The organism is Rhizobium sp. 10N414, assembly GCF_056394785.1.
Map to the genome: position 1 here is coordinate 1 of NZ_JBFTIN010000035.1, position 25,210 is coordinate 25,210.

At 59.4% G+C, this 25,210-nt stretch carries 22 protein-coding genes and 1 pseudogene; 10 read left to right on the plus strand and 13 right to left on the minus strand.

Translation table 11 applies throughout. From position 1 onward, the window contains the following. Positions 1-189: porin (locus AC1DE4_RS24515; RefSeq protein ID WP_477883514.1), on the minus strand; the 189-nt coding region annotated here is incomplete at its 3' end. Positions 190-551: 362 nt separating this feature from the next. Then, positions 552-1,649, minus strand: coding sequence for a Rossmann-fold NAD(P)-binding domain-containing protein (locus tag AC1DE4_RS24520; protein WP_477883516.1), 1,098 nt, complete (start codon positions 1,647-1,649; stop codon positions 552-554). A gap of 275 nt (positions 1,650-1,924) precedes the next feature. Here AC1DE4_RS24520 and AC1DE4_RS24525 point away from each other — a divergent pair, with 275 nt between their 5' ends. The 3 genes from AC1DE4_RS24525 (at position 1,925) to AC1DE4_RS24535 (ending at position 4,569) form a co-directional block, all read left to right on the plus strand. Continuing rightward, complete coding sequence (locus AC1DE4_RS24525; protein WP_477883518.1) at positions 1,925-3,976, plus strand: NAD(+) synthase; 2,052 nt, start codon at positions 1,925-1,927, stop codon at positions 3,974-3,976. A gap of 73 nt (positions 3,977-4,049) precedes the next feature. Next, positions 4,050-4,259 carry a hypothetical protein gene (locus AC1DE4_RS24530; RefSeq protein ID WP_018117224.1) on the plus strand — a complete coding sequence of 70 codons (210 nt, stop codon included), beginning with the start codon at positions 4,050-4,052 and terminating at the stop codon, positions 4,257-4,259. A 49-nt stretch (positions 4,260-4,308) separates the two neighbouring features. After that, a complete protein-coding gene (locus AC1DE4_RS24535; protein ID WP_192304920.1) occupies positions 4,309-4,569 on the plus strand; it encodes a hypothetical protein in 261 nt (86 codons plus the stop codon). Positions 4,570-4,578: 9 nt separating this feature from the next. Here AC1DE4_RS24535 and AC1DE4_RS24540 read toward each other — a convergent pair whose 3' ends face one another. Continuing rightward, positions 4,579-5,481 carry a LysR family transcriptional regulator gene (locus AC1DE4_RS24540; protein ID WP_477883520.1) on the minus strand — a complete coding sequence of 301 codons (903 nt, stop codon included), beginning with the start codon at positions 5,479-5,481 and terminating at the stop codon, positions 4,579-4,581. Between the two features lie 136 nt (positions 5,482-5,617). On the opposite strand from AC1DE4_RS24540, the gene AC1DE4_RS24545 reads away from it, so the two are divergent. The 4 genes from AC1DE4_RS24545 to AC1DE4_RS24560 all read left to right on the plus strand — a co-directional run bounded on the left by AC1DE4_RS24545 (position 5,618) and on the right by AC1DE4_RS24560 (position 10,338). Then, positions 5,618-6,784 (plus strand): HlyD family secretion protein, encoded by a 1,167-nt coding sequence (locus tag AC1DE4_RS24545; protein WP_477883522.1) that lies wholly within the window; start codon positions 5,618-5,620, stop codon positions 6,782-6,784. Between the two features lie 113 nt (positions 6,785-6,897). Then, positions 6,898-8,517 (plus strand): MDR family MFS transporter, encoded by a 1,620-nt coding sequence (locus tag AC1DE4_RS24550; protein ID WP_477883524.1) that lies wholly within the window; start codon positions 6,898-6,900, stop codon positions 8,515-8,517. 30 nt (positions 8,518-8,547) lie between these two features. Continuing rightward, on the plus strand, positions 8,548-9,789 hold the full coding sequence (locus tag AC1DE4_RS24555) for an adenylate/guanylate cyclase domain-containing protein (RefSeq protein ID WP_025660028.1): 1,242 nt from the start codon (positions 8,548-8,550) through the stop codon (positions 9,787-9,789). Between the two features lie 84 nt (positions 9,790-9,873). Further along, positions 9,874-10,338, plus strand: coding sequence for an RrF2 family transcriptional regulator (locus tag AC1DE4_RS24560; protein WP_477883526.1), 465 nt, complete (start codon positions 9,874-9,876; stop codon positions 10,336-10,338). A 6-nt stretch (positions 10,339-10,344) separates the two neighbouring features. On the opposite strand, the gene AC1DE4_RS24565 is transcribed toward AC1DE4_RS24560, so the two are convergent. After that, positions 10,345-11,445, minus strand: a complete 1,101-nt coding sequence (locus AC1DE4_RS24565; RefSeq protein ID WP_477883528.1) for a monooxygenase — start codon at positions 11,443-11,445, stop codon at positions 10,345-10,347. A gap of 158 nt (positions 11,446-11,603) precedes the next feature. On the opposite strand from AC1DE4_RS24565, the gene AC1DE4_RS24570 reads away from it, so the two are divergent. Next, complete coding sequence (locus tag AC1DE4_RS24570; RefSeq protein WP_018857328.1) at positions 11,604-12,341, plus strand: metallophosphoesterase; 738 nt, start codon at positions 11,604-11,606, stop codon at positions 12,339-12,341. On the opposite strand, the gene AC1DE4_RS24575 is transcribed toward AC1DE4_RS24570, so the two are convergent. The 7 genes and pseudogenes from AC1DE4_RS24575 to AC1DE4_RS24605 form a co-directional block, all read right to left on the minus strand. Then, positions 12,342-14,693, minus strand: a complete 2,352-nt coding sequence (locus AC1DE4_RS24575) for a polysaccharide biosynthesis tyrosine autokinase (RefSeq protein WP_018857329.1) — start codon at positions 14,691-14,693, stop codon at positions 12,342-12,344. A gap of 4 nt (positions 14,694-14,697) precedes the next feature. After that, positions 14,698-15,705, minus strand: a complete 1,008-nt coding sequence (locus AC1DE4_RS24580; RefSeq protein WP_169682261.1) for a glycosyltransferase family 2 protein — start codon at positions 15,703-15,705, stop codon at positions 14,698-14,700. After that, complete coding sequence (locus tag AC1DE4_RS24585; RefSeq protein WP_169682263.1) at positions 15,702-16,628, minus strand: glycosyltransferase family 2 protein; 927 nt, start codon at positions 16,626-16,628, stop codon at positions 15,702-15,704. The genes AC1DE4_RS24580 and AC1DE4_RS24585 overlap by 4 nt, the downstream gene beginning before the upstream one ends. Next, the gene (locus AC1DE4_RS24590; protein ID WP_026371804.1) at positions 16,625-17,623 is read right to left on the minus strand and encodes a glycosyltransferase family 2 protein; all 999 of its coding nucleotides are present in this window, start codon (positions 17,621-17,623) and stop codon (positions 16,625-16,627) included. The genes AC1DE4_RS24585 and AC1DE4_RS24590 overlap by 4 nt, the downstream gene beginning before the upstream one ends. 60 nt (positions 17,624-17,683) lie before the next feature. Beyond that, positions 17,684-18,832: pseudogene (locus tag AC1DE4_RS24595) on the minus strand (glycosyltransferase family protein); the annotation flags it as partial. A gap of 38 nt (positions 18,833-18,870) precedes the next feature. Continuing rightward, positions 18,871-19,665 (minus strand): endo-1,3-1,4-beta-glycanase ExoK, encoded by a 795-nt coding sequence (exoK, locus tag AC1DE4_RS24600; protein ID WP_018857333.1) that lies wholly within the window; start codon positions 19,663-19,665, stop codon positions 18,871-18,873. A gap of 3 nt (positions 19,666-19,668) precedes the next feature. Next, the gene (locus tag AC1DE4_RS24605) at positions 19,669-20,748 is read right to left on the minus strand and encodes an acyltransferase family protein (protein ID WP_210258301.1); all 1,080 of its coding nucleotides are present in this window, start codon (positions 20,746-20,748) and stop codon (positions 19,669-19,671) included. A 589-nt stretch (positions 20,749-21,337) separates the two neighbouring features. Between AC1DE4_RS24605 and AC1DE4_RS24610 the strand changes: the two genes are divergently transcribed. Further along, positions 21,338-22,297, plus strand: a complete 960-nt coding sequence (locus AC1DE4_RS24610; protein ID WP_113471286.1) for a glycosyltransferase family 2 protein — start codon at positions 21,338-21,340, stop codon at positions 22,295-22,297. A gap of 10 nt (positions 22,298-22,307) precedes the next feature. Here AC1DE4_RS24610 and AC1DE4_RS24615 read toward each other — a convergent pair whose 3' ends face one another. Both AC1DE4_RS24615 and AC1DE4_RS24620 read right to left on the minus strand, forming a co-directional pair. Then, positions 22,308-23,309, minus strand: a complete 1,002-nt coding sequence (locus AC1DE4_RS24615) for a glycosyltransferase family 2 protein (RefSeq protein ID WP_113471287.1) — start codon at positions 23,307-23,309, stop codon at positions 22,308-22,310. 136 nt (positions 23,310-23,445) lie between these two features. Next, positions 23,446-23,712 carry an exopolysaccharide production repressor protein gene (locus AC1DE4_RS24620; protein ID WP_018117241.1) on the minus strand — a complete coding sequence of 89 codons (267 nt, stop codon included), beginning with the start codon at positions 23,710-23,712 and terminating at the stop codon, positions 23,446-23,448. Between the two features lie 774 nt (positions 23,713-24,486). Here AC1DE4_RS24620 and AC1DE4_RS24625 point away from each other — a divergent pair. Then, complete coding sequence (locus AC1DE4_RS24625) at positions 24,487-25,167, plus strand: sugar transferase (protein WP_025660022.1); 681 nt, start codon at positions 24,487-24,489, stop codon at positions 25,165-25,167. Positions 25,168-25,210 lie beyond the last annotated feature (43 nt).

Sequence of the window (25,210 nt, forward strand, 5' to 3'; positions counted from 1 at the left end):
GATGTAACCGCTGATCTTCAGGCAGGTTTCGGTGCCCGGGATGTAGAAGTAGCCGCTGCCGTAAGCGTCGCAAACGCGGACGTATTCAACTGGTTCCGGCTCAGCAGCAACGATGGCGTCAGCAGCCTGGGCGCTCGTAAAGGCAGCCAGGGCCGCCGCCGAGCTCATAAGGATCATCTTAATGTTCATTCTCAGTCCAATCTTTTGTCGATTGGGCACAGGTCATCACTGCCTAAACCGGCTCTACCTACCCCAAATTGTTTCGTACAAGCCCTTGCGGGAAACGCGGTACGTCCGCAGCGCCAAATTACATTTCCCATTAAATGTATCAATAATAGATACAGTCAAAAATTGGGTTTTGCTGCAAAGCGAAATCGGGGTGTTGCGCAATCGCAACTGTCGCTTTCTGCGCAAGAAGAGGGTTGCTAATGCAACCTGTAACAGTTTGGTATTCAAAGTGTTTTTGATATGGATGTCATCCGGATAATATTGTTGCATTGCAGCATTTGTATCGCCCTGCGGCTCATCCTTTTGTCAACGCTGGGCCTGAATCACGATGACGCGCGCGTCGTTTTGGCCACTTCTTTCAGCAGCGCGGCAGCGGTGGGATCGGATGGATCGAGCCTAAGAACACCATCCGTGTCGATCAGGTGTTCCAGCAGGTTTCTCACGCCCTCACTGAAATGCCGGCTCGCTTCGGCAGCCTCGTGGCTCGCAAGTGTCGTGGAGCCGATGATCCGCACGCCGAAGACGTTGATGACTTCGTCGGCTCGCGTCAGTGCGCAATTTCCGCCGTTTTCTGCGGCAAGGTCGACAATGACCGTTCCTGGACTCAGCCGCGAAAGCATGTCTTCGTCGAGGAGGAGAGGGGCAGTTTGACCGGGTATCACGGCGTTTGTGGTGATCAATTGCATCTTCGAGAGGGGATCCGAAAGCTCTCGGCGAAGCCGTGCCAGTTGTTGCTCCGGCAATGCGCGGGGAAAGGGCATCGGAGCTAGGGTCGTGCCGAGAAATCTGGCCCCGAGCCGTTCGATCTTGTCCTGCGAATCCTTGGCAAGGCCAAAGCCATGAGTCAGTGCGCCGAGGCGACGGGCGGTCGCCAATGCCTGCAGGCTTGCAGCATCGCCGCCCAAGGCAGCCATTCTCACCGGCCGCACGAAGCTGCCGTCCACCATCAACATTGGGTGCGAAATGCCGAACTGCCTGGCGGCCTCAAGGACGGCGGCGTGGCCGGTGATTGCCGCTTGTCTCGATGAGATGTCGGCGCCCTTGACCCCCTGCACACAGGAGAGGCGGGCGATGTCGAGGTGGAGCGGTCGCGCTCCGCTGGGAAGACGGGTGGCCAGGGGTGCGTGCGAACCAAGGAAAACGAGGGTCGCGGTCGCTGGAAATACCCGCGTGGTTGCCGGCTGCCGCACGCTCACGAATATGTCCGAGGAGGGCACCATATCAGCGAATTCGGCCGGTTCGCCGCCGGCGACGACATAGGCCTCATCAACGTGGCCCGCGCCGACACCGCAACCGCGCTCGAAACGAACCGACACACGCTTGGAAAGCCGCCGCACGTCCTCCGGCGTCAACGCAACGCGACGCTCACCGGGATGTGTTTCCCGAAGCAGCCCGGCGCGGACGCGGATAAAGTTGGACATTGATCGCTCTGGAAGAGGGTAAATCGAAGTGTGCGCGCGAGCGATATAGGCTGTCTCTTCCATAGTTTTATGACAGTTTGGTAATTTTATTCTGGGCAGTGATGTTGATTTTCACATTGTCACAACTGTCGATAAGTCATTCATTTTAAACGATACTATTTACCGCTTGCATGAGCGATGTCGAATAAGATTGCCGGGTGGGCGAGATCAGGTTTTGCCCGGAGGCATTTGGATGTAATGGTCAGTCATAAGGCGCGTGACTGCTGGAGGCATTGGTGAATTTCTATTCGGTTTACGATCAAGGTTTTGTCCGTGTCGCGGCCTGCACCCCGAATTGCGAGATCGGCGATCCCGATTTCAACGCGCAGGCAACGTTGGAACTGGCGCGGCAGGGACACGCCGAAGGTGTTGGCCTCATGGTGTTCCCCGAACTCGGGATTTCCAGCTACGCGATCGACGACCTTTTGGGGCAGGATGCGCTTCTCAGGGGTGTGGATGCTGCAATCGGCGATATCGTCCGGGCAAGTCGCGACCTGACGCCGGTACTTCTTGTCGGCGCGCCGCTGCAGAGTGGCGGTCGGCTCTATAACTGCGCGGTCGCCATTCACGCTGGTCGTATTCTCGGCGTCGTTCCGAAGATGCATCTCCCGAACTATCGCGAATTCTACGAGAAGCGCTGGTTCGCGTCGGGACGAGACGTACGAGGCGAGAGCATTCGTGCCGCCGGCGAGGTGGTGCCATTCGGCACGGATCTCGTCTTCGCCGCCGAGGACATGGATGATTTCATCTTCCATATCGAGATCTGCGAAGACCTCTGGGCTCCGGCGCCGCCGAGCGATTTCGGCGCGTTGGCCGGCGCATTGATTCTCGCAAATCTCTCGGCCAGCAACATAACGGTCGGAAAGGCTGAGACCCGCAAGCTTTTGTGCTCGGCACAATCGGCGCGCAGCTTGTCGGCTTATGTCTATTCAGCAGCCGGCCCCGGCGAATCGACGACGGACCTCGCTTGGGACGGCCAGGCCTGCATCTATGAGCTCGGCAGCCTGCTTGCCGAAACCGACCGCTTCCCAATTTCGTCGCAGATGTGCGTTGCGGACATCGATGTCGAGAGACTGCGGCTGGAGCGGCTGCGAACGGGCACGTTCAATGATGCGGCGACGCTCACTCTTACCGCCGGTCGCGAATTCCGGCGAGTAGGGTTCCAGTTCAAGAAGCCGAAGGGCGACATTGGCCTCAAACGCCATGTTGCGCGCTTCCCCTTCGTGCCGGCTGACGAAAGCCGCCTCGATCTGGATTGCTATGAGACGTTCAACATCCAGGTGCAGGGACTGATGAAGCGGCTGCGCTCGACCGGCATCAAGCGGCTTTGCATTGGCATTTCGGGTGGGCTCGATTCCACCCATGCGCTACTCGTCGCGGCGCGTGCCTTCGACCAGCTCGGCTGGCCGCGCTCGGATATTCTTTGCTTCACCATGCCGGGATTTGCGACGGGCGACGCCACCAAGTCGAACGCCTGGGCCTTGATGCGCAGCATGGGCGTCACGGCGGAGGAGGTCGATATCAGGCCGTTGGCGCTACAGTTGCTAATGGATCTGAAGCATCCCTTCGCAGGCGGCGAGTCGGTCTACGATACGACCTTCGAAAACGTCCAGGCCGGCCTGCGCACGGACTTCCTGTTCCGCGCGGCAAACCAGCGAAACGCGCTGGTGCTGGGAACCGGAGACCTGTCGGAAATCGGCCTCGGCTGGTCGACCTACGGCGTTGGCGACCAGATGAGCCACTACAACGTCAACGCATCGGTGCCCAAGACCTTGATCCAGCACCTGATCCGCTGGGTGATCCGCTCAGGGGATTTCAACGAGGAAGCCAATGCGACATTGGAAAGCGTTCTTGGCACGCTGATTTCGCCGGAACTGGTGCCTGCCGATGAAAATGGCGTCATGCAGAGCACGGAGGACAAGATCGGCCCATACGATCTGCACGACTTCGCACTCTACTACACGACTCGTTTCGGGCTTCGCCCGTCGAAAATCGCCTTCCTTGCCTACAATGCCTGGCGGGACGCCGAGGTCGGCGTCTGGCCGCCGCATTTCCCCGCCGACAAGCGCCGCAGTTTCGATCTGCCTGTCATCAAGCACTGGATGGAGGTCTTCCTCTTTCGGTTCTTCACGATCAGCCAGTTCAAGCGGTCGGCATCGCCGAACGGCCCGAAGGTGACGTCGGGTGGTTCCCTGTCTCCCCGCGGAGATTGGCGCGCGCCGTCGGACGGCAACGCCCGGATATGGCTCAAGGAATTGAAAGCGAACGTTCCGGATGTAAAGGCGTAGGCAGAGATGCCTTGCAAAAGCCATGCATCGCGCCAGATGTGGCCCAGGAGCACTCTGAGGTAGCGGTAAGAACGTGACAGATGAAGCTTGTCCATCCGAGGATCTTCCCCGTTACGAAATCCGTCAGGAGCCGCGTGGCAGGTGGACGATCGTCGATACCTTGACGTCCTTGCCGGCGGCAACGGACGGAAGGGATTTCGTCGGCCTTAGCAAGAGGGACGCGGAGGACATCGCCCGCGAACTGAACCTCGCCGCTGCCGAAGGACGGGATCCTCTGATCTGATCTCTTGGAACTTGGCGAACGCCGCCGGCGTTTCGTTGCCAGAGGTGCAATGATGACCGCCAATGACAACAGGCCGGACAATCATTCCAGCGATCGGCAAACTGCTTACGAAGCGCAGGAAACGGCGCTGTCCCGAGAAGGGCGCAGCCTGTCCGCCTGGGCGTTGCTGGGCGCTGTCGCCTTCGTGATTGCCGCGGTCCTCTTGGCGTTCAGCGTTTGGACGGGCGGCGGCAGCAGCCCTGCACCGAGAGCACCGGCAGGGGCAAGCAGCCCCAGCACCGCACCGCCGCCGACGCAGAACACGAACTGACCAAGGCCCTCACGTCATCCATTTCCGGTGCTCCGCGAAGCGCTCCGCGAGGAGGTCGATGAACAGGCGAACTTTCGTCGGCAAGTGGTTGCGGTTCGGATAGATGGCATTGATGCTGAACTCGACGGCGCGATAGTCGCGCATGACCCGGACAAATCGTCCGGAGGCGATGTCATCAAACACAACGAAACTTGGTGCCRGGAATATGCCCTGGCCCGTCGTCGTGAGGTGCCGCAGGGTCTCGGCACTGTTGGATACGACGTTGCCGCCAATCTTCACACTCATCTGGGCGCCATCTGCATCTTCGAAGCGCCATTCGTCTCCGTAGGGGTAATACGTATATTGGAGGCAGTTGTGATTTGCCAAATCCGCCGGGACCTGTGGCGCCGGATGGTTCTCAAGGTAGTTCGGCGAGCAGACCAGGATATGGCGCCATGGCGTCAACTTCCTGACAACAAGGCTCGAATCCGGTGGCGGCACGGTGCGGATCACGAGGTCGTAACCTTCCTCGACCATATCGATCATCCTCTCCCCAACACTCAGGTCGAGCGCGATCGAGGGATATAGCTCAAGATACTCGCTGACGACGGGCAGCAGGAAGCGGACGATGGCCGCGCTGGTATAGACCTTGAGCGTGCCGCGCGGTGTCGAGCTCATTGCACCGGCCGTGCTGTCGGCTTCCTCGAGATCGGCAAGTATCTGAGCCGAGCGTTCGTAGTAGTACTTGCCGGTTTCCGTGAGGCTGACCTTGCGCGTGGTGCGGTTGAGCAACCTGACGCCCAGCCTGTCCTCGAGGGACTGCACGTGGTTGCCGACCATCGTCACCGACATGTTGAGACGGCGCGCGGCCGCTGAAAAGCCGCCGCACTCCACCACGCGACCAAAGACTGTGAGGCTCGTCAGCCGATCCATTGCACCCCCTAGATTATCCGCTCTGAGTTGATGATCCTTCCCGATTTAAGCAGATTATCAGATCGCGCGTAACGACGCATTGTCTGTCTCATCGAATTTAGCCTCGCCTGACGAGGCAAACCACTGGAGAAGGACAATGGTCGAATTACCCCGCAAGGAAGCCTTCGAGGCGGCCGGCGAGCCCGAGGTTGCAAGGGTCACCGAAGCCCCGGCTGCACCGGCAGCGGACGTTGCCTCTGCCGTCGAAGCCAAAGGCAAGAAGGGTCGCAAGCTCGTTAAGCGGACGATCTTGGCTGCCGCGTTTCTTGCCGGTGCCGCCTTTGTGGCGGACTACGGCCATCACTATTGGACGGTTGGCCGTTTCATCGAATCCACTGATGATGCCTATGTGAAGGCCGACTATACGACCGTTGCACCGAAGGTCTCGGGCTATGTCGCCGCAGTCCTTGTCGGTGATAACGATGCAGTCAAGGCTGGGCAGGTGCTCGCCAAGATCGACGATCGCGACCATCAGGCCGCATTGTCCCAGGTCAAGGCCGACGTCAAGGCCGCAACTGCAGCCATCACAAATCTCGATGCGCAGATCGAACTGCAGCAGTCGATCATCGGCCAGGCCAGGGCGACGATCGATGCATCACTGGCGTCGCTGGATTTTGCTCGCTCCGATGCGGCCCGTTCGCAACGGCTGATCACCAATGGTGCCGGTACGCAGTCGCGGGCGGAACAGAGCCAATCACTTCGCGATCAGGCGCAGGCGGCACTTGAACGGGATCGGGCCGCGCTGGTCGCCGCGGAAAAGAAGGTGCCCGTTCTTCAGACACAGCGCGAGCAGGCTGTCGCGCAGCGTGAGCGCGCCGCCGCCGCCCAGCATCAGGCTGAACTTAACCTTTCCTATACACAGATCATCGCTCCGGTCGACGGCACCGTCGGCGCCCGCACCATTCGAGTCGGACAGTTCGTAACCTCGGGGACGCAGTTGATGGCGGTCGTGCCGCTGCATTCCGTCTATGTCGTCGCCAACTTCAAGGAAACACAGCTCACTCATGTACGCGCCGGGCAGCCTGTCGAGGTCAAGGTGGACAGTTTCCCCGACGTGGAAATCAAGGGCCATGTCGACAGTATTTCACCAGCGAGCGGGCTGGAGTTCTCACTGCTACCCCCTGACAATGCGACCGGCAACTTCACCAAGATCGTCCAGCGCATCCCGGTAAAGATCGTCATCGACGACGAGAAAGTGAGCGGTTTGCTTCGCGCCGGAATGTCCGTCGAGCCTGAGATCGATACCAAAGCGGCCGTCAGGTAGGTGGTACCGGGAAGGATTATCCAGCCTGATTGGATGATCCTTCCCTCCTTTCCCGAATTATCAGCCGAACCTCGTCATGAGATTGTTTCCGCATAGCCGGAAGGAGAGACGTCATGGCTACACTTCAGATCGTCGCCAACAATTCCAGCCCGCGTCCAGTGGACGCTGCGGCTCCGAAGCCCGCAGCTGCGATGAGCGCCTTTCGCATGTGGAGCGCCGTCGTCGGTTCGACGCTCGGCGCGTTCATGGCCGTCCTCAATATCCAGATCGTCAACGCTTCGCTCGCGGATATCCAGGGTGCGATCGGCGCGGGCAAGGACGACGGTGGCTGGATTTCGACCTCCTACCTGATTGCGGAGATCGTGGTCATCCCTCTCAGCGGTTGGCTTGCTCAGGTCTTTTCCGTCCGCAAGTATCTCCTGACCAACGCCATTTTGTTCCTGCTATTTTCCGTCGCCTGTGCTTTCGCGGCGAACCTCCAGCAGATGATCGTGCTGCGCGCCGTTCAGGGCTTTGCGGGCGGCGTGCTGATCCCCATGGCGTTCACCATCATCATCATGCTTCTGCCGAAGCCCAAGCAGCCGATCGGTCTGGCCCTCTTTGCCCTCTCGGCGACCTTTGCTCCTGCCATCGGGCCTACCATCGGCGGATATCTGACCGAGAACTACGGCTGGGAGTTCATCTTCTACGTCAATCTGGTTCCCGGTTTGCTCATGGTGGGAATGCTCTGGGCGTCGCTCGATCGCACTCCGATGAAACTCGGTCTGCTCGCCAAGGGCGATTGGCCGGGCATCATCACCATGGCAATCGGCCTTGCCGCCCTGCAGACGGTGTTGGAAGAGGGGAACAAGGAGGACTGGTTCGGATCGGATTTCATCGTCCGCCTGTCGATCATCGCTGTCGTGTCGTTGACGCTGTTCCTCATTATCGAGCTGAAGACCGCCCATCCGCTGCTAAACCTCAGGCTCCTCGTCCGTCGCAACTTCGGCTTCGGGATTGTGGCGAACGTCCTGCTTGGGATCGCCCTTTATGGCTCTGCCTTCGTTCTTCCAATCTATCTGTCGCGCATCCAGGGCTACAATTCCGAGCAGATCGGCATGGTCCTCGCCTGGACGGGCATTCCGCAGCTGCTKTTGATCCCGCTGGTGCCCCGCCTGATGAAGCGTTTTGACGTTCGCTTACTGATCGCCTTCGGTTTTACGCTGTTTGCCGCTTCGAATTTCATGAATGTCTACATGACCGCCGACTATGCGAGTGACCAGCTCTTCTGGCCAAACGTCATCCGCGCCGTCGGGCAGGCGCTTGTCTTCGCGCCGCTCTCGGCCGTCGCAACAGCGGGCATCGAACAGGAAAATGCAGGTTCCGCATCCGCGCTCTTCAACATGATGCGTAACCTCGGAGGCGCCGTCGGCATCGCAAGCCTGCAGACCTTTCTGAGCAAGCGCGAGCAATTCCATTCGAATATCCTGACGAATTCGATCTCGGTCTTCGAAGAAGCCACTCGGGATCGTGTAGCGAAACTGACCGCCTACTTCATGAGTCACGGTGTCAGCGATCAGGCTGTTGCCACCAACAAGGCCGTCGTCGCCATCGCGCTCAAGCTGCGCAAGCAGGCCAACATCATGGCCTTCAGCGACACATTCTTCGTGCTCGGTGCCGCATTGCTCGTCGCACTGCTCGCAACGCTGCTGCTGAAGAAGCCGGGTCATCTGTCCGGGGGCGGCGCTCACTAGCGCCTCACTCCGCCACCAGGGAGAAACGCCATGAACCGCATCCTCCAAATCGAAACCGAGACCCGCCCCTCAAAGACAGATCGCGTAGCAGGCAATACAAACTCACTGCTGTCGTTGATCGAGTGGCTCTCCGGCGATGAATGCCATGCGCTCGATGAGCCCGGCCTGATCTCCACCCTCGGCCGCCGCCTACTGGCACTCGGACTGCCTATCGATCGCATGACGCTTCATCTCATGACGCTTCATCCGGAACTGATTGGCCGTACGCTTGCCTGGGCTCCGGGCGATCCGGTCGAGATCCACGATCGCGAACACAGCGCGCGCCAGACCTTTGCCAGCAGCCCTTTGCGCAAGGTCATGGACAGCCGCGAGCCGCTGGTTGTCGGGCTGGGTGACAGCATGCACGGCCGCTGGCAGGATATCGATATCTTTGCAGGCCGTGGCCTCGTGCAATTGATGATCGCGCCTCTTTGCAATGCCGACGGGCCGGTGAGCGCGGCTGCCTTCGGGACCCGGCGGCCCGGCGGCTTTACACCTGCCGAAATCCAGGCTCTCGAGCGGATCCTCCCGGCGTTGCGCAACACCTGCGAATTGCGGGTGATGCGTCAAGTCGAACTCAGCCTGCTCGACACCTATATCGGTCCGCTCACAGCGCAGCGCATCCTCGCCGGGCGAGTCCGGCAGGGCGAGATCGAGTCCATTGAGGCGGCTCTTCTGCTTTGCGATCTGCGCGGGTTCACGGAGATATCCAACAGGCTGCCAAGCAACAGCGTGCTCGAGTTGCTCAACGCCTATTTCGACAAGGTCATTCCCGCCATCACGCGCGAAGGCGGCGAAGTTCTGAAATTTATGGGCGATGCCGTCCTTGCGTTCTTTCCTGGCTATGATCCGGCCCGCAGTAGCGCTTCGGCATTGATCGCCGCCAAGGACATTCTGCGTGAGATCGATAAATTCGAGTTCGGCGATATCGCTCTCAACGTCGGCATCGCCCTGCACCATGGCGAAGTCAGCTACGGCAATATCGGATCCGGTCGCCGCCTCGATTTCACGTTGATCGGTCCCGACGTGAATCTGGTCAGCCGCATCCAAACGGCATGCGGAGATCTTCGCGTCCCGCTCCTGATGTCCGATGCACTCCGGTGCGAGGCTCAGGCCGAGGCCGTCTCGGTGGGCTGGCACGCGCTCAAGGGCTTCTCGGAGAAGGTCGAGCTCTTTCGCCTTCCGGAGTCGTTCCCGGGGCGAGCAGAAGGCGAATATAAACTATATAAATAATAGCTATTTGTTGTGTGTTCACGGTTTTGGCGTTATTTGCTGAATAATGGGGATGGAGAGTACGGGGGCGTAAGGCAACAAGAAATGCTGACGAAAAAGGGAAAGTATGGGCTGAAGGCGCTGGTTGACTTGGCGCGGCTTGCGCCGGGGGAAACCGCCTTCATCAATGACGTTGCTTCGCGCAACAACATTCCGAAGAAATTCCTGGATACGATTCTTCTCGAATTGCGAAATGTCGGCATTCTTCGGTCGAAAAAGGGCCCCGGTGGCGGGTACTCGCTGTCGCGTCCGGCGTCTGAAATTCGCATTGGCCACGTCATCCGCACGCTTGACGGGCCTTTGGCGCCTATTCGCTGTGCGAGCCGTACAGCTTACGAAGCCTGCGACGACTGTTCCGATCCCGAAAACTGTCAGGTGCGGCGCTCCATGACTGAGGTCCGCGATGCGATCGCAGACATTCTTGACAATATGACGCTTGAGCAGTTCGTCGCGTCGGGCAGCAAGCTGGACGATGCGGACGAGGAAGCCGCTATCTCGGTTGCCAACTAAGCAGCATCAGCTACCGCCAAAATAATGCTCTGCTGCCGCCCGGTAAAGATCGTCGTCGGCCGCATCATTCGCGCGAATTCGCGCATTTCTCCAATGTCGATCGAGATTCCGGCCGATGCTTGTCGCGCCGGAGCCCGACAGCTCGAACAGTGCGTTGGCGACTTCCAGGGCCGTCCTGCTTGCCATGATCTTGGCAGCTGAAGCGGAGAAGAACGCGAGTTCGACCGCGCCGGTCGATGGGCCGACCTGGGAAAAATCGAGTTTGTTGCCGGCGCTTTCCAGGAGCGCTGCAGTCGCCTGCACGGAAAGGGCAAGCTTGCCGATGCTGGCTGAGAGCGGCGCCTCCCGGAGGTTGGCGAGCGCGGCCCGGGCAATGCCGAGGTCCGTGCCTGCATGGAGTAGGGCGGCCAGCGCCGAACTGGTCGAGTGGCGTTGCCGTTGATTGTCCGTCTCTTCGGCGTTCCCGGTGACACCTTGGGCGACAGCGGTTCCGGCGCCATTCGTCCGTTGCCCGAAACCATCCCAGTCATCGATGATCTGCAGGCCCGCGGCTTCGCGGGGAAGGTAGAAGCGAACCGATTGCCCTTGCGTGTCAGTCGCTTCGACAGCGATCCAATCGGCAAAGAGGATGCCGGGCGCACGCAAGCTCCGGCCGCTTAATTGATAATGGAGGCCGGAGGGAACAGCCGCACCGGCTTCGGGAAAATCTGCTGCGACGAAATGATCGCCGGCAAGGACGTGAGCGAAGAAGAGTGCCTTTCGCTCTTCATTCTGTTCACTCCGGAGTTCCTCGAGCACCGTGAAATGGCGTTCGAGGCACTCCCCGATGGAAGAATCGCCTTCAGCGATTATGGCAACGATCTCGCCGAGAAGCGCATTGCCGACGTCCAGCCCCTCGTTCTCAGGCGGCACGGTCACGGCCGTCAGTCCCGACTGGAAAAGGGCGTCGAGCTCCGCGCGAGGAAACACCCGGTTGATGTCACGCTCGCTCGCCTGCAGCGCAAAGTCCGCGGCAAGGCGGCGCGCGGTGGCTATCGCCTCTTCCTCGCTTTCGATACGGTGCGCGGCTGGTCTTGTCCGGTCTTGAAACCGCGATACGGTTCCCATCGCTTCTCCTATCAGTTGCGCCTCTAGGATTGCTGGATCGCGGGTGCAATGATAAGGCGCGTTTTTCTACGAATGCACGAGCGATTGAATTTTATTGTCGCTTGATTGCACTAATGCGAAGCGTGCGACGCTTCGCTGTCCGCAATGAGAGGTTCAACATGCCTTCAACAGTCCATGAGCGGCTGAAACTGGATCCCGGCGACATTCCGATCTACGCCATCGGTGACATTCATGGCAGGTACGACCTGCTGCTGAAGGCGGAGCAGGCCATCATTGACGACGCTGCCGTAATCCCGGGGCGCAAGCTTATCATCACGCTCGGTGACTACATTGATCGCGGCCCCTCTTCGGCACAGGTGATCTCGCACCTGATGATGCCTCCAGCGGCGAATTTCGACCGCATCTGCCTGACCGGGAACCACGAGACCACGATGCTCGACTATCTCGACGGTCTGGTTTCCTTCTCGGATTGGATGCGGATGGGGTCGGATGCGCTGCTACGCTCCTACGGGCTCGATCCGGAACAACTGCCGCTGGTTTTTCCGAACGCCGCCAAGCTCGTGGGCTACATCAAGCAGTCAATACCGAAGCCGCACATAGATTTCCTGCGATCCCTGCCGATCTTCGTCGACACGCCGAATGTTCTGTTCGTTCATGCCGGCATCGATCCGATGCTGCCGATCGATGCGCAAAGCGACGAGGATCTCGTTTTCATCCGCCATCGCTTTTTCGAGAGCAGCCGGCCGCTGCCGAAAGTGATCGTTCATGGCCATACGCCGAACGATGAGCCCGAGGTCCTGCCGATGAGGCTCAACCTTGATACAGGCGCCTTCCACAGCGGCAGACTTACGGTTGCCAGACTGTGGAGAGGGCGCGTGCATCTCTTCCAGACGTGATCAGGCGCCGGCTTCTGCGGGCTCCCGCTTCCTTGACGTCTCTTCGGTGTAGTAGCTCACATATTTGTGGCGGTAGCGTTCAGTGCCGCCGAAGTTGGTGAACTTGCCGAGTTCCGTCATGTCGGTCTTGTTGAGGATCACACCCAGAATCTTCGACTTGATCTGCGGCTCGGAATTCAGAAGGTCGCGCACGACTGATGTCGGTGTCGAGCCCCATTCGGTCACAAACAGGAAGCCGTCTACCTGCGGAGCAAACGCCTTGGCGTCGATAACAGGGCCGAGCGGTGCAAGGTCGACCACGATGTAGTCGAACATCTTGCGGGCATTTTCCATCAGATTGAACATGCCCTGCGAAGCAAGCAGTTCGCTCGTGTGCATAAGGTGATCGTTCGGCAGAACCGGCAGGATCGCGAGCTTCGTTATCGGATCGATCTTGACGGCACTCGCCCACGGAACCTCACCGAGGACTGCTTCGACAAGACCCTGTTGCGGTGGGTTCCGCAGCATACGGGTCAGGCCCGGATTGCGCAGGTCGGCGTCAATCAGCAGCGTGCGCTTGCCGCTGGAGGCGAGAAGTGCTGCGAAATTGGCCGCCGTGGTCGACTTGCCTTCTCCCGGCATCGCCGAGACGACTCCGATGACGCGGTCCGACTTGCCCAGGAACATGACGTCGCTTGCAAGCTTCGCGTTGCGCAGCGTTTCGGCGAAGACCGAGCGTGGCGCCTCGAGGACGACGCGCATGATGCGTTCGAAGGTTGCATCCGACTCTGCTTCGGCGGCTTCGACCGGCGGATTGGTGCGCGGCCGGAAGATCTTACCCTCCCGCGGCGCCTTGCCGATGAGCGGCAGGTAGCCGAGGAACTTGAGGCCAAGGATCGTCCTGACATCGCCTTCGACACGGAAGAACCGTTCACGGAATTCCTGAAACGCCGTAAGTCCACCCCCGGCCATCAGGCCGAGAACGATGGCGAGGCCAAGCGTCATGGTCTTTTTCGGGCTGGACGGCGATGCCGGCACGCCGGCTTCAGAGATGACGCGAGCCTTGGCGATCGGGAAGGACTGTTGCTGCGAGGCTTCCTCGTATTTGCCGAGGTAGGATTCATAAAGGGTCTTCAGGGCGGTCGCGCGCTGCTCGAGATCGTTGAGTTGGACGAGCGACCTGTCGGCCTCCGAATTCTTGCCAGTCAGGTGTTCGATGTTCTGGCGGAGCGAGGCCTCGCGTACGCGCGCGACTTCGGATTCGTTGTGGTAGCTGGCCGTCAGTTGCTGCAGTTCCTGATAGATCTGGCGGGTCAGGTCCTGCTTTTCGGCACGCAAAGCGACGGCCTGCGGATGGTCTTCCCCGAAGTTGGTTGTAACCTCCTGCTCGCGCTTGTTCACCGCGGCGTAACGCGTGCGCAAATCCTTGATCACGGTATTATCCGCTTGGCCTGACGAGATCGCGGCGTTGTTCACAGCGCTCTCCGGACCAAGGTCGATGATCGATTTGAACTGGCTGTAGCGGGCCGACGCGCTGGCACTGTCTGCCTGGGCGACGATCAGTTGCTTGTTCAGGTCGGCAAGCTGCTGTTCCGACATCAGTTCGCCATTGGCCGACGTGAGGCCGTTGTCGGACTTGAACTTCGCGACATCGAGGGCAGCCTGCTGCGACCGCTCGCGAAGATCCGCAAGGCGCTGCTGCAGCCACACCGAGGCGCTTTCCGTGGCGTCGAAGTTGGCGTTCAGCTGATCGTTCAGGTAGGCGGTGGCGTACGCCTTGGTGATCCGTTGTGCCAGAAGCTTGTCGGTCGAACGGAAGGAAACCGCGAGAACGGAGCTGCGATTGACCCGCGATACCGCCACGGCCTCCTGCAGCAGGGCGGCCGCCTTCTGGCGGCGGCCGTTGCGCGCATCGTCTTCCGTTACCGGCGGACCGCCGGGCGCCAAGGCGCTGACGATCAGCTTCACGCCGGACTTGACTAGCTCAACTGGCGACTTCGAAGGGTCAAGGATTGTCGAATTGTCCTGAAGTTTCTCGGCATCGACGACGCGAAGCGCAAGTTCGTTCGACTTGAGAATTTCGACGGCGCTGGCGATCTGCATGTCGACCTGCTGCGAGCTGGCGGCCGGCGTCGGATCCTGCGCGTATTTCGCGATGTCGTCATCGAGCAGGATCTGCGTCATCGACGTATATTGCGGGGTCGCAAGGAGCAGAAAGATGACGGCGAGCGTCACGGTTGCGGCAACGCAGAGCGCGATTGATCCGGCGCGCCGGATCAGGATGGCAATCAGGCGATCGATGTCGATGAAAGAATCGGAATCGTCGGCCGCTTTGGGCAGAGTGCTGTGCAAGGTCAGGTTCCGTTGGTTCATGGCTCTATCCTTTGCGGGAGCGGGTCACGCCATCGATGGCTGTAAGGTCGGTCCGAGGGCTTACCAAGTGGCGAAGCGGCGCGAGTGCGCGATTGATCCGAATGGCGATTGGCATCCTCAGATGGGCCAACGCCGACGGATTGCTCCAGGCCGTCTTGATCGCTCCGGAGATCGACCGGTCTTTGATGTTCTGTACGAGGATGAGGAATGCGCGGCCCCGGCGGAGGCTTTGTTCGCGAAACTCCTGTGCGGCCGCCGCCTCCGCATCCAGCGTGTGATCTCGAAGGAAGGCCTTATCACCCTCGATCATGGCATCGATGTGATGAAGGGCAAGAACGCGTGAAATCGATCCCTCACGAATCTGATAGTCGTAGCCAGGGATTGGCTCGATCACGCAACGCCCACCAAGCGCCATGGCCGAGGCGAGAAACAGATAGTCCTCACCGACCTTGAGGGCTTCGTTGAAGCGAAGTCCATGCTGTTCGATAAAGGCGCGCTGAAAGATCGGCTTGAGATAACCAAAGTTATGCGTTGTCTGAAAAAGGGCATTCGATCGTATGAATATCGGAAGCGTCAGCTCAGGTGTCTCGGCCAACGACTGCTGGATAAACATCGTCTCCGGCGGCGTGCCGTCGGCGCGAATAACACGGAGATTGTCGACGGCAATCTGGGCACCGGCATTCTCTGCGCGCTTGATCATGCGCTGCAAACGCTGCGGCTCGACCGTGTCGTCGGAGTCGAGCACTGCAAGCCACCGGCCGGTTGCAGCCGACAACGCGGCATTGCGCGCTGCCGCCGGCCCACCATTGCGCCCAAGCGCCAGGAGCTTCACGCCCCTGTTCGCGTAACTTTCCGCAATGGTTCTCGTCTCGTCCGTTGAGCAGTCATCGGCGACGATCACCTCAACCGACACGCCCTCTTGTGCAAGGGCGCTGTCGATCGCCTTGGCGAGCGTCTCCTCGGCATTGTAGGCAGCGACGATGAAGCTGACGTCGGGCTGGGTTTGCGTCATGCAGCCTCCGCCGTTCCATACTGACGAATCTCACGAACGCCGAGCAGGCCACTCACCACGCCGGTATGCATGAGGCCGCGAAGGGCGTAGCGATACCGCAGAACCGGAGAAAAGACGCAGGCAAGCGCCGCGCCGTAGCAGAAGGCCGCCTTGGCTGCCGCCAGGCCGATCTGCTTTAGCCGCTGCGGGCCAGCGTTCTTTTCCTGGAGCAGCCGCCCATGCGTCTGGCCGAAGCGGAAGCGGCGCTTGGCAAGCCAGGACAGGCCAGCGCGGCTTTCGGTCACCGGTTCATAAACATAGGCCTCGGGTGCAAAGGCAATCCCGCCGCCATCGGCATGCATGTGGCTGAAGAACTCCGTGTCCTCGCCGCCGGTGCGCCCAAGTGCAAGGTTGAAGCGGCGCCCGACCACATGGGGCGAATCGAGGCGAAGAAGGACGTTGCAGGTGTAACCGGTGCGGATTTCACCGCAGACCCATACGGGCAGGGTCGAGTGGAAGTCGCCCTCGCGCATCCAGTTCGGCGCCGTGGACGAGTAGACGCTGCGGACGGGGCCAAGCACCGCATCCGCCTTGGTCTTCCTGGCAACGGCAAGCAATTCCACCAGCCATTCCTCGCTGGCATCCTCATCATCGTCGATGAAGGCAAGGAAATCGCCCGTCGCATTTTCCAGGCATGCATTGCGGGCAATCGAAATGTTCGATGCCGGGCAGTGCACATAGGCAATTTCATGCGGAATGGTCGGACGAAGCGCATCGACCCGTTCCTTGGCGCTCGGAACCTTGTCGTTGTCGGCGACGATGATCCGCAGCGTTGCTCCATCGGGCACCGCGAGGACCGCAAGCGAAAGCAGCGCTTCGTCAAGCGAAGCGCGGCGGTAAGTGCAAATGCCGATATCGATCTGCAGGGGGGGCATGTCGTTCATGAAGAGACCTTTCTGCCGCGGAAGCTCAGAAGCTCCATCCAGAAACCGGCAGACCAGGCGAAGTGCATCACCATTGCCGAAACAGCGGCAAGCGGGCCGTATGGATTCTTGTGGCCGATGGCCATCCAGAAGCCGTAGCCGACGCATGCGACGGCCCAGAGGCTGAATGGGATAACGGCCGCCCAGTTCAGAACGGCAAGAAATGCGCCGATAAAGACCGGAACGACGAGAAGCGGGAGCATCTGCCGAAGATTGGGCATGCTGCCATGCTTCAGGATGTTCTTCGCGCGACCTCTGCCATAGCCAAGATATTGGCGGAACAACGTCGAAATGGTCGAGCGCGGATAGTAGGTCATTCGCGTCTTGTCGGTCATCCAGATGCCGAAGCCCGCCTGCTTCAGGCGGTAGTCGAGCTCCGCATCCTCGTTGTGGCTGAAGGTTTCATCGTAGCCGCCGACCGCGTCGAAGGCCGCGATGCGCATCAGCGCGTGATGGCCGTGATTGGTCCAATGCCCCTTGGCGCCCTCGCGATGCTTGGAACCGCCATTCCCGAGTTTGGAATTCTGAGCAAAGGCAGTTGCCTTCTGGAAGACGCCGAAGCCGACCGTTTCCATGGCGACCACGACGGAGTCCGCCTGGGTGAGCACGGCCTCCTGAACGAGGCGTCGGCAGTAATCGGCGGGGTAATCGCCGTGTGCGTCGATCCGGATCAGGTAGTCGTAGTCACGGCCAAAGGTCTGAACCGCGAGATTGACCGCCGCACTCTGGATCCGTCGGGGATTGTGCAAGAGCACGATCCGCGGATCGGCAGCGCTGATGCGAGCGACGATGTCGCGTGTCGCATCCGTGCTGCCGCCGTCGGCGACGACGATCCGGGCATCCATGTGATCGATTTCGAGGCTCAATTTGGCGAGCAACGCCTCGATATGCTTCTCTTCGTTCAGGCAGGGAATGATGATGAGACTGGAGACGCTGGCACCGACATCAGGCTTCATGGTTGTCCACCCTTCTGGAGACACGCTTGTTGGAATGATTGCGCCGGCACCGCCCCTCTCTGCGGTTGCCGGGACAAGGCGGGAAAGGCTTGCGACGAGGGCCGCGCAATCGCTGCGGTCGGCAAGCCAGATCTTGCGATCCTTGGCGGCGACGGCCTCGCTCAATGCGCGGTGCCGCTCGCCTGTCATGGTTTCGAACAACTCTGCGAGCTGCGAAACGTTGGCTTCGGAAAGCTCTAGGCCGATGTCGCGTGACTGGAGGAAGCGCGCGGTCTCCGTGCCTTCGAGGGCAATCGGCACGGCGCCATACAGGCATCCCTCATAGAGCCGGTTCGGCAGGAGCCAGCTCGAATTGAGGCCGTCCTCGAAGAAATCGATCGCCCAGGAGAAATGGACGTCGTCGTAGATCGCCCGCAAATCCTCGGGATTGCGATAGGGGCCTTCGAAACGAAGATAGGGCTCGTCGCGCACGAAGGCATCGAAATCCTCGAACTCCGAGTAGGCGGGGCGACCACGCAGAACGATCTCGACCTTGCCTTCCATGCGGCGCGAGAATTCGGCAAGAAGGCCGAGCGACTTGCGGCAGCGAAGCGCACCGAACCAGCCGATCTTCCACGGCTCGCCCGGTTGCTTCAGGGGACGGCCAAATGCCGGCTCGATAGCGGCTTCGTCAAGGGCGATGACCTTGTTCTCGATCAGAAGCATCTCGGCTTTGACGCCGGAGCGAGGATTGAAATAGTTCTCGATGAAAGCCGGAGAGCTGGTCAGAATGAGCTTGGTATTCCTGCCGAAATGCGCCTCTGCGCGGCGGATCGCCTTGCCGACCACGTCGTCGCGCAGCAGAAGGCGATGGATATCCAGGCATTCGTAGACAACGGGAACGTTGCCACCGAAAAGCGTGTTGGCTTTGTGCGCGACGGCCAGTGCCTCCAGATTGCGGCCGATGATGAGATCGGGCTTCTCTACGTTCTTCAACAGAGCCTTGAGGCCGGTCATCGCCTTTGCGACGGCGCTCATGCGCTGCGCAAATTTGGCATCGGCCGTGCGTCCAAGCTCGATCGGCGTGACGCCATGCACTTCCGCAAGCCGGTTCTCGCCGCGGCGGAAACCGGCAAGCACGACCTCGGCGCCGCCCTCGCGCAGCATCAGCACCCGCCGTCTGACGGCCGGATCTGCCAGGTCGTGCACGAGGTAGAGCACTTTGAGCATCGACGTTCCTTTTGCTGTATGGGCTTGGCCCGCGCTGGTCAGTTGAGCGTGCATGCGATCGATTCAGGGAACTGGCACTTGTCGCCGAGCGCGGTGAAGGCCACGCGGTCAACGCTGAGAGTGGTTGGCTTCGTGTAGTTGAAGCGCCCCATCCAGTTCGAAAGTGTGTCGGAACCCCATAGGCTGAAGAAGATCTTCTGCGGGTTGGACGGTATCTTCGACGGATCAGTAACGTCCTGAACAAGCTTGCCGTTCAGGTAGTAACGCAGTCGATCCTTTTCCCAGATAAAGGCATAGTCATTGAAGCCCTCATCGGCTTTGTTGCCAACCGGAACGAGTTTCTCGTTGCCACCCTTGGCCTGCACATACTGGTTCACCTGCACCTCGCCGGTGTTCTTGCCCAGCACTTCGAAGTCGATCTCATCGTGCTTCTGCTTGTCGGCTGGACCGATATAGGTGAAGAAAGCGGAGTTCAGCCCCGAGCCTGTTCCAGCCTTGATGCGGGCTTCGTAGGTGCCGTAGCTGTAACGCTTGGTCGTCTGGATCTCACCACACAAGTAGTTGCGGTCGTTCGATTTTCCGTCGGCGAACGAAAGCTGAAGGGCGCCGTCCTCGGCCTTCGCGTTGTTCTTCGACCAGGTGCAATTCTGGTGGGCGCCGTTGTTCCAGCCGTCAGAAACGTACCAGAAGCCATGGTTGATCTTGTCGAAATCGTCGACGAAGGACTTTCCGGATGCCTGCTGTGCTGAAGCCGGCAGCGCTGAAGCGCAGGCTGCCGTAATGGCGATCAGGCCGAGGCAAAGTTTTCGCGCATGGGCGATTTGGGTCGTCATGTGTCACCTTTGCTGTGTAGCAAGTTCGGGGGAGACGTCGTGCGGCGACGTCGGTTTTGCGGACCGTTTGGTTCTGCCACCCGTCAGGATTGCGTAGAGCCGCGGAAAATTCTTCCGGCAGAGCCCGTTCGAGAACGTGAGAAACGGAAACAGCAGCGCGAAAGACAGAACGAAGAAGAGCGGGTAGAAGCTCAGGTCCGACTTGCCCCATAGGATCCAGAAAAAGACGAGTAGCGGATAGTGGGCGCAGAAGATCCAGAAGCTCAGGCTTCCCGTTTTCGCGAGCCGTTGGCCGAGTTGCGTCTTGATCAGCGGCGCCGATAGCAGCCAGAAGCCAAGAGCGCCGACGATTGCTAGCGCGTTGCGAAACAATTGCACCCAGTCCGGCAAGGACGGGCCCGTGAAGAAGATCGCCGTTGCGAGGAGCGCCGAGGCGGCGAGCAAGAGAAAGACGCCAACCGGCGCAAAGCGATCGAGAGCCTTCAAGTCGAACTGCTGCAGGGCAATGAAGATGCCGAGACTGAAGCTGAAGAGGATCGAGCGCTTGAGAACGATGTAGATCGACAGCTCCGGAATCAGCGCGATCACCAGCAAGGCGGTCAACGTCAAAATCGGCGCACGGCTGATCAGCCACGCGAGGATCGGTGAAAGCAGGATGCAGACGAAGAGATCGCGGAGGAAGTAGAGCGGCACATTGTCAGGAAAATTCTCCACTGCCAGCACTTGCGTCATGAGATCGCGGCCGGACGCGTTCAGCGGATCAGGCAGATAGCCGTCACCGATGCCGACACTGGTCGCCAGAATGATCGCTGCAATGAACGCGCAGTTCCAGAGCAGGAATGGCAGGAACACCGTCTGCACTTTCGTGCGCACGGTTTTCCTGTAGCTGAAGTTTTCCTGTCCGCCGCGAAACAGCAGATAGCCCGAGATCGCGCTCAGGCAGGGAACGCCGACGCGAAAGAGCGCCTCCGTCAGGAAAACCCGAATCCAGTCAAATGCGCCGTAGGTCCCGTCGTAGGGACTGCTGGCGGCATCGAACGGTATGTGAACAAACACAATGCCCGAAATGAGCACGATGCGCATCAGATTGATCCGCGACGATACATTCGCATCAACATTCACGTTATCAGTCACCCCTTTTGGGCCGCACCTCCCCTTGCGACCGTTTTCAATCAGAGCAGACTCGAGCCCGCGCCGAGAAAGCTACGGCGGATTCCCGGAAGAAAATATGGCACTGCAGCAAAAAGTGATCGGCGGTCCCACTTCGTAACAGTCGTTCTGTCCTGGCTCAGTATGGGAAAACGCCTACGCAGGGGTCTGCCGAATCGAGCTCAACGTCAACGTGAGCAGTGCATTTCATAACATGATGATATTCATCAATTTCTGGGTTCTTTATGCGCCGCGGGGCCTGAAAGTTTTTGTTGACTAGTGAACGATTGTTACAACGCGAGGCTGACGAATTGCTCCGATCGTGGCCGAATTGCGGCTTGGGACTGAACGGCCGTTTCGTTCCGATACAGTTTGGGACGACCCGCTCAGATCACCCGCTTTGACAAACTTCGGCCGAAATGAACGTCATCATTTTGCAGTGCAGCAGACTTGCTGCGCTTTCATTCACCCCTAGATGCGTCAGGGGCGGAAAACATCACTTCGCGTATCTCAAGGAGAGCGTATGGCGACCTTCACGATCATCATCCCCTTCTACCAGCGTCAGGACGGCATTCTCAGCCGCGCCCTGGCGTCGGTCTTCTCGCAAAGCTTCAAGGATGTTGATGTCATCGTCGTCGACGACCAGTCGCCACGCTCTCCGGATGCGGACCTAGCGTCGCTGTCGGAGGAGGATAGGGCGCGTGTCACGGTGATCGCCCAGCCGAATGCCGGACCGGGCGGTGCCCGGAACACGGGACTCGATCATGTGCCGGAGGCGACGCGATATGTTGCCTTTCTCGACTCCGACGATGTGTGGACGCCCGATCATTTGGCCAATGCAGCCAAGGCGATGGAGGCTTTCGGTGGCGACTGCTACTGGGCGTCCATCGAAGGGGGCGAGGAGTTCGACTACCATTTTGGTATCGCCGCTCTCGAGAAAGAGGAGGGGGCGCGGCGTCTCCTGAGCAAGCCGCTAATCCTCGACGTGCCTGACCTCGCGGGCGTCATGCTGAAGAACTGGGCGTTCCTGCACATGTCCTGCATGGTCATCGGCCAGCCGCTGTTCGAGAAGGTTCGTTTCGACGCGGCCCTGCGCTTGGCGGCCGAGGACGTTCTGTTCTTTTGCGATTGCATCATCGCCGCGAAACAGGTGCTGCTCTGCGGCGAGCCTGGGGCGCTGCGCGGCGAGGGCATCAACATCTTCCACGGTGTCGACAACGCCTCGCCGGAGTTTCTCAAGCAGCAGTTCATCACCTGGATGGCGCTCGACCAGCTGGAGAGCCGCTTCTCTCGCCGACCGCGGGAGGTGGAGACGATCAAGGAGCACAAGAACACCGCCCGAAAGCAGGCGATCTGGAGCCAGATCGGCCTTCTGCGTCGCCGCAAGAAGCCGGATTTCCGGCTGCTCGCACGCTGGGCGGCACGCGATCCCCGATTGCTTCAGAGCGCGCTGCAGCTGGCGGCGGCCAAGTTTTCCAGATAGTCGAACCCGGCTACTTGGCTGGGGCGCTCAGAAGATATCGCAAGCCATCGCCTTGCGCGGTGACGGAAACGCCACCCGGATTTCGCAGGCGCTCGGTCTTGTCCATCAGGATGCCCGTCGCAATGGGCGGGAAGGCGGTTGGGTGGGTTGCGATATAGGCGATGGCCGCCAGCGGGCCCGATTGTGATTTGATGTCGAGGAACCGCCGCAGCTCATATTTGCCGCGCACGTGCCGCTCGTGCCGACGCACAGCATCGGCGGCCTCAGGCGGCAATCTTGACGATGCCAGCAGCACGCGATCGGCCTCGTAGAGGCGACGAAGATCTTCGGTGCGGTGTCGACCGCTGAGCGAATTTCCGCGCACGACCGCCCCGTAGCCGCAGCTGTGGATCACCTTGTAGCGCGCGCCGAGCGCCAGCGCCCTGATGTAGAGGTCGTAATCCTCTCCAAGCCGCATCTCCTCGCGGTAACGCAGGCCGTGCTTGTCCAGGAAGGCGCGTCGCATGATCGGCTTAAGGAAGCCAATCTCGCCGCGCCGAACGCCACGCTTGGAAATGTTGCCGTCGACAAAGGTGGGCAGGTCGAGGAAGAGCGGGCTTGCGGCAAATTGCTGTAGGCGCTGGGGCGCCTGGCTTGCTGTATCGGCATCGACAAAGGCGATGTTGTCGGCAACGAACTCCCAGTCGTCCTCCACAAGCATCTGGCGAAAGCGGCCCTCGAAGAAGAAGTCGTCCGCATCGAGGATTGCGATCAGGGGTGCCGAAGAGATGTCGATGGCGTGGTTGCGGGCGGCAGAGGGGCCCTTGTTCTGATCGAATCTGACGACATTCAGCCTTCCGCTGGTGTCGTCCGCACGTCTCGCGGCCCCTGCCGTGCCGTCGCTGGAGCCGTCATCGACGACCACCACTTCGGTCACTTCGGGCTCCCGAAGCGCCGATCTCACGGCGGTTTCTATCGTGTCCGCCGCGTTCTTGGCTGCGATGATGACGCAAATGCTTGCCGTTTCTGCCACGCGTAGCCTCCGTTGTTTTCGCTCAACAACTAGGACGTCAAAGTGTGGCGGACAACGGGCGGCCGTTCAAATGATGTTACGGGGCGAGGATGCCTTCCATGCCGGACAGGCACGACAGCGGTACGAATTGCGATGCTTAGCGATTGAACGGCTCAGAGCCCTTGAAGGGCGACACAGGCATTTTTTCCGCTTCTTCGCGCTTTACGGCGGGGCGAATCGTGCGGCTCCTGGATTCCTTCCAGACAAGGTAAAGCACGCCGCCAAAGTAGCCGGCCTGAAGCAGGACGGCGCAAATTGCGGTCTTGATCGCGGTGCCAGCGAGGGAACCGCTCAGCCAATACGTCGCCACAGCAAATACGGCCAATGCGCCGAGCATGCTGAAGATAACGCGAGGTGCATACATCTGTTGCCTCCTCCATCGGAGCTTCTTCAACGAACAATTATCGAAGACGAAAGCGCCACCGGGATCCTTCCTAGGATAATGTTTTACAGGACTTCCTGTTTCAACTGAAGGTCTGGAGACGTTTTTTGCGCCTGCGAAATGCGTAGTACAGCGACGATCTTAAAGGTTTCTTCCGGCTATTGGTAAAAATGCCACGCGCTGTCACCCTTCGCGGGCTTTTGCGAAAGATGATTAAAGAAGATTACATCGATCTTTGGTTGCGCCTAATTTGGCAATACACGTAAGCATTAGTGCCACAATGTCGGTCACAACGGGTGCGTTGGAGGGGTTGTGCGTTCAACTTTTATTACAAAGTTTTTAATTTTAATCGGTTTGCTAGTGCAGTGCAAAACTGATGGTGCAATGCAATAGAGAACTCTTTCGACAAATAGAATCCATTGCTTTGCGAGAAGCCGCCAGTGCAAACCACCAATTGCTCCCACCATGCCGGAACGACCTAGACTTCAGTATCTTTGGCTCCGATAGCAACGGCCCAGACTTTTATTGGTACACGCATAGATTATTTCGAGATCGCCAGAGAATTGTATGACTATTTCAGCGGATTCTTAAAAACAAAAAATCTGAACGGCGGCCGGAAAAACACGTCGTAAAGCGTCAGTCGTAAAATTGTGGCTTAAAAAAACAAAATCACCTCATACACTTCGAATTCGTCAGGGCCAGCTAAGCGGCCTGAGCCTACCCGACCAAACGGCAAACATAAGTGGAGTTACCTCTATGAAGTCTGCGACGAGATCGGACAGTTCGCCATTTTATGGCGCAGTTCATCAGAGCGTGTTTCCGCCGACTGGCGGGATCGCAAAACGGGCATTCGATGTGTCCGCCGCCTGCCTCGGGCTCATCTTTCTGAGCCCGCTTTTTTTGATGGTGATGTTGCTTGTGAAGCTCTCCGACAGGGGGCCGATCTTCTACGGACATCGCCGCATCGGCCACAATGGCCAGGAGTTCCGTTGCCTGAAGTTTCGGACAATGGTCACCAATGGTGACAAGGTTCTGCAGGAGCACCTGCGAAACAATCCGAAGGCCATGGAAGAGTGGCGTGAAACGCGCAAGCTGCAGGATGACCCCCGGGTTACTGCCGTTGGTGCCGTTCTACGCAAATTGAGCCTTGATGAGCTGCCCCAGCTCTTCAATATCATCCGCGGCGAAATGAGCGTCGTCGGTCCGCGTCCCGTTGTTCGAGACGAACTCGAAAAATACGAGAATGCGGCCGTCTATTATCTGCAAGCTCGCCCTGGCCTGACAGGCCTCTGGCAGATCAGCGGACGCAATGACGTTTCTTACGCCACCCGCGTCGCCTTCGACACGCACTATGTCGAAAACTGGTCGCTGGTTCGGGATGTCGTGATCATCGCACGCACAATCCCGGCGGTATGCGCTCAACGCGGCAGCTACTAAGCCGCATCTCAAAACCCAAAACAGTACTGCGCGGCGACGCCTT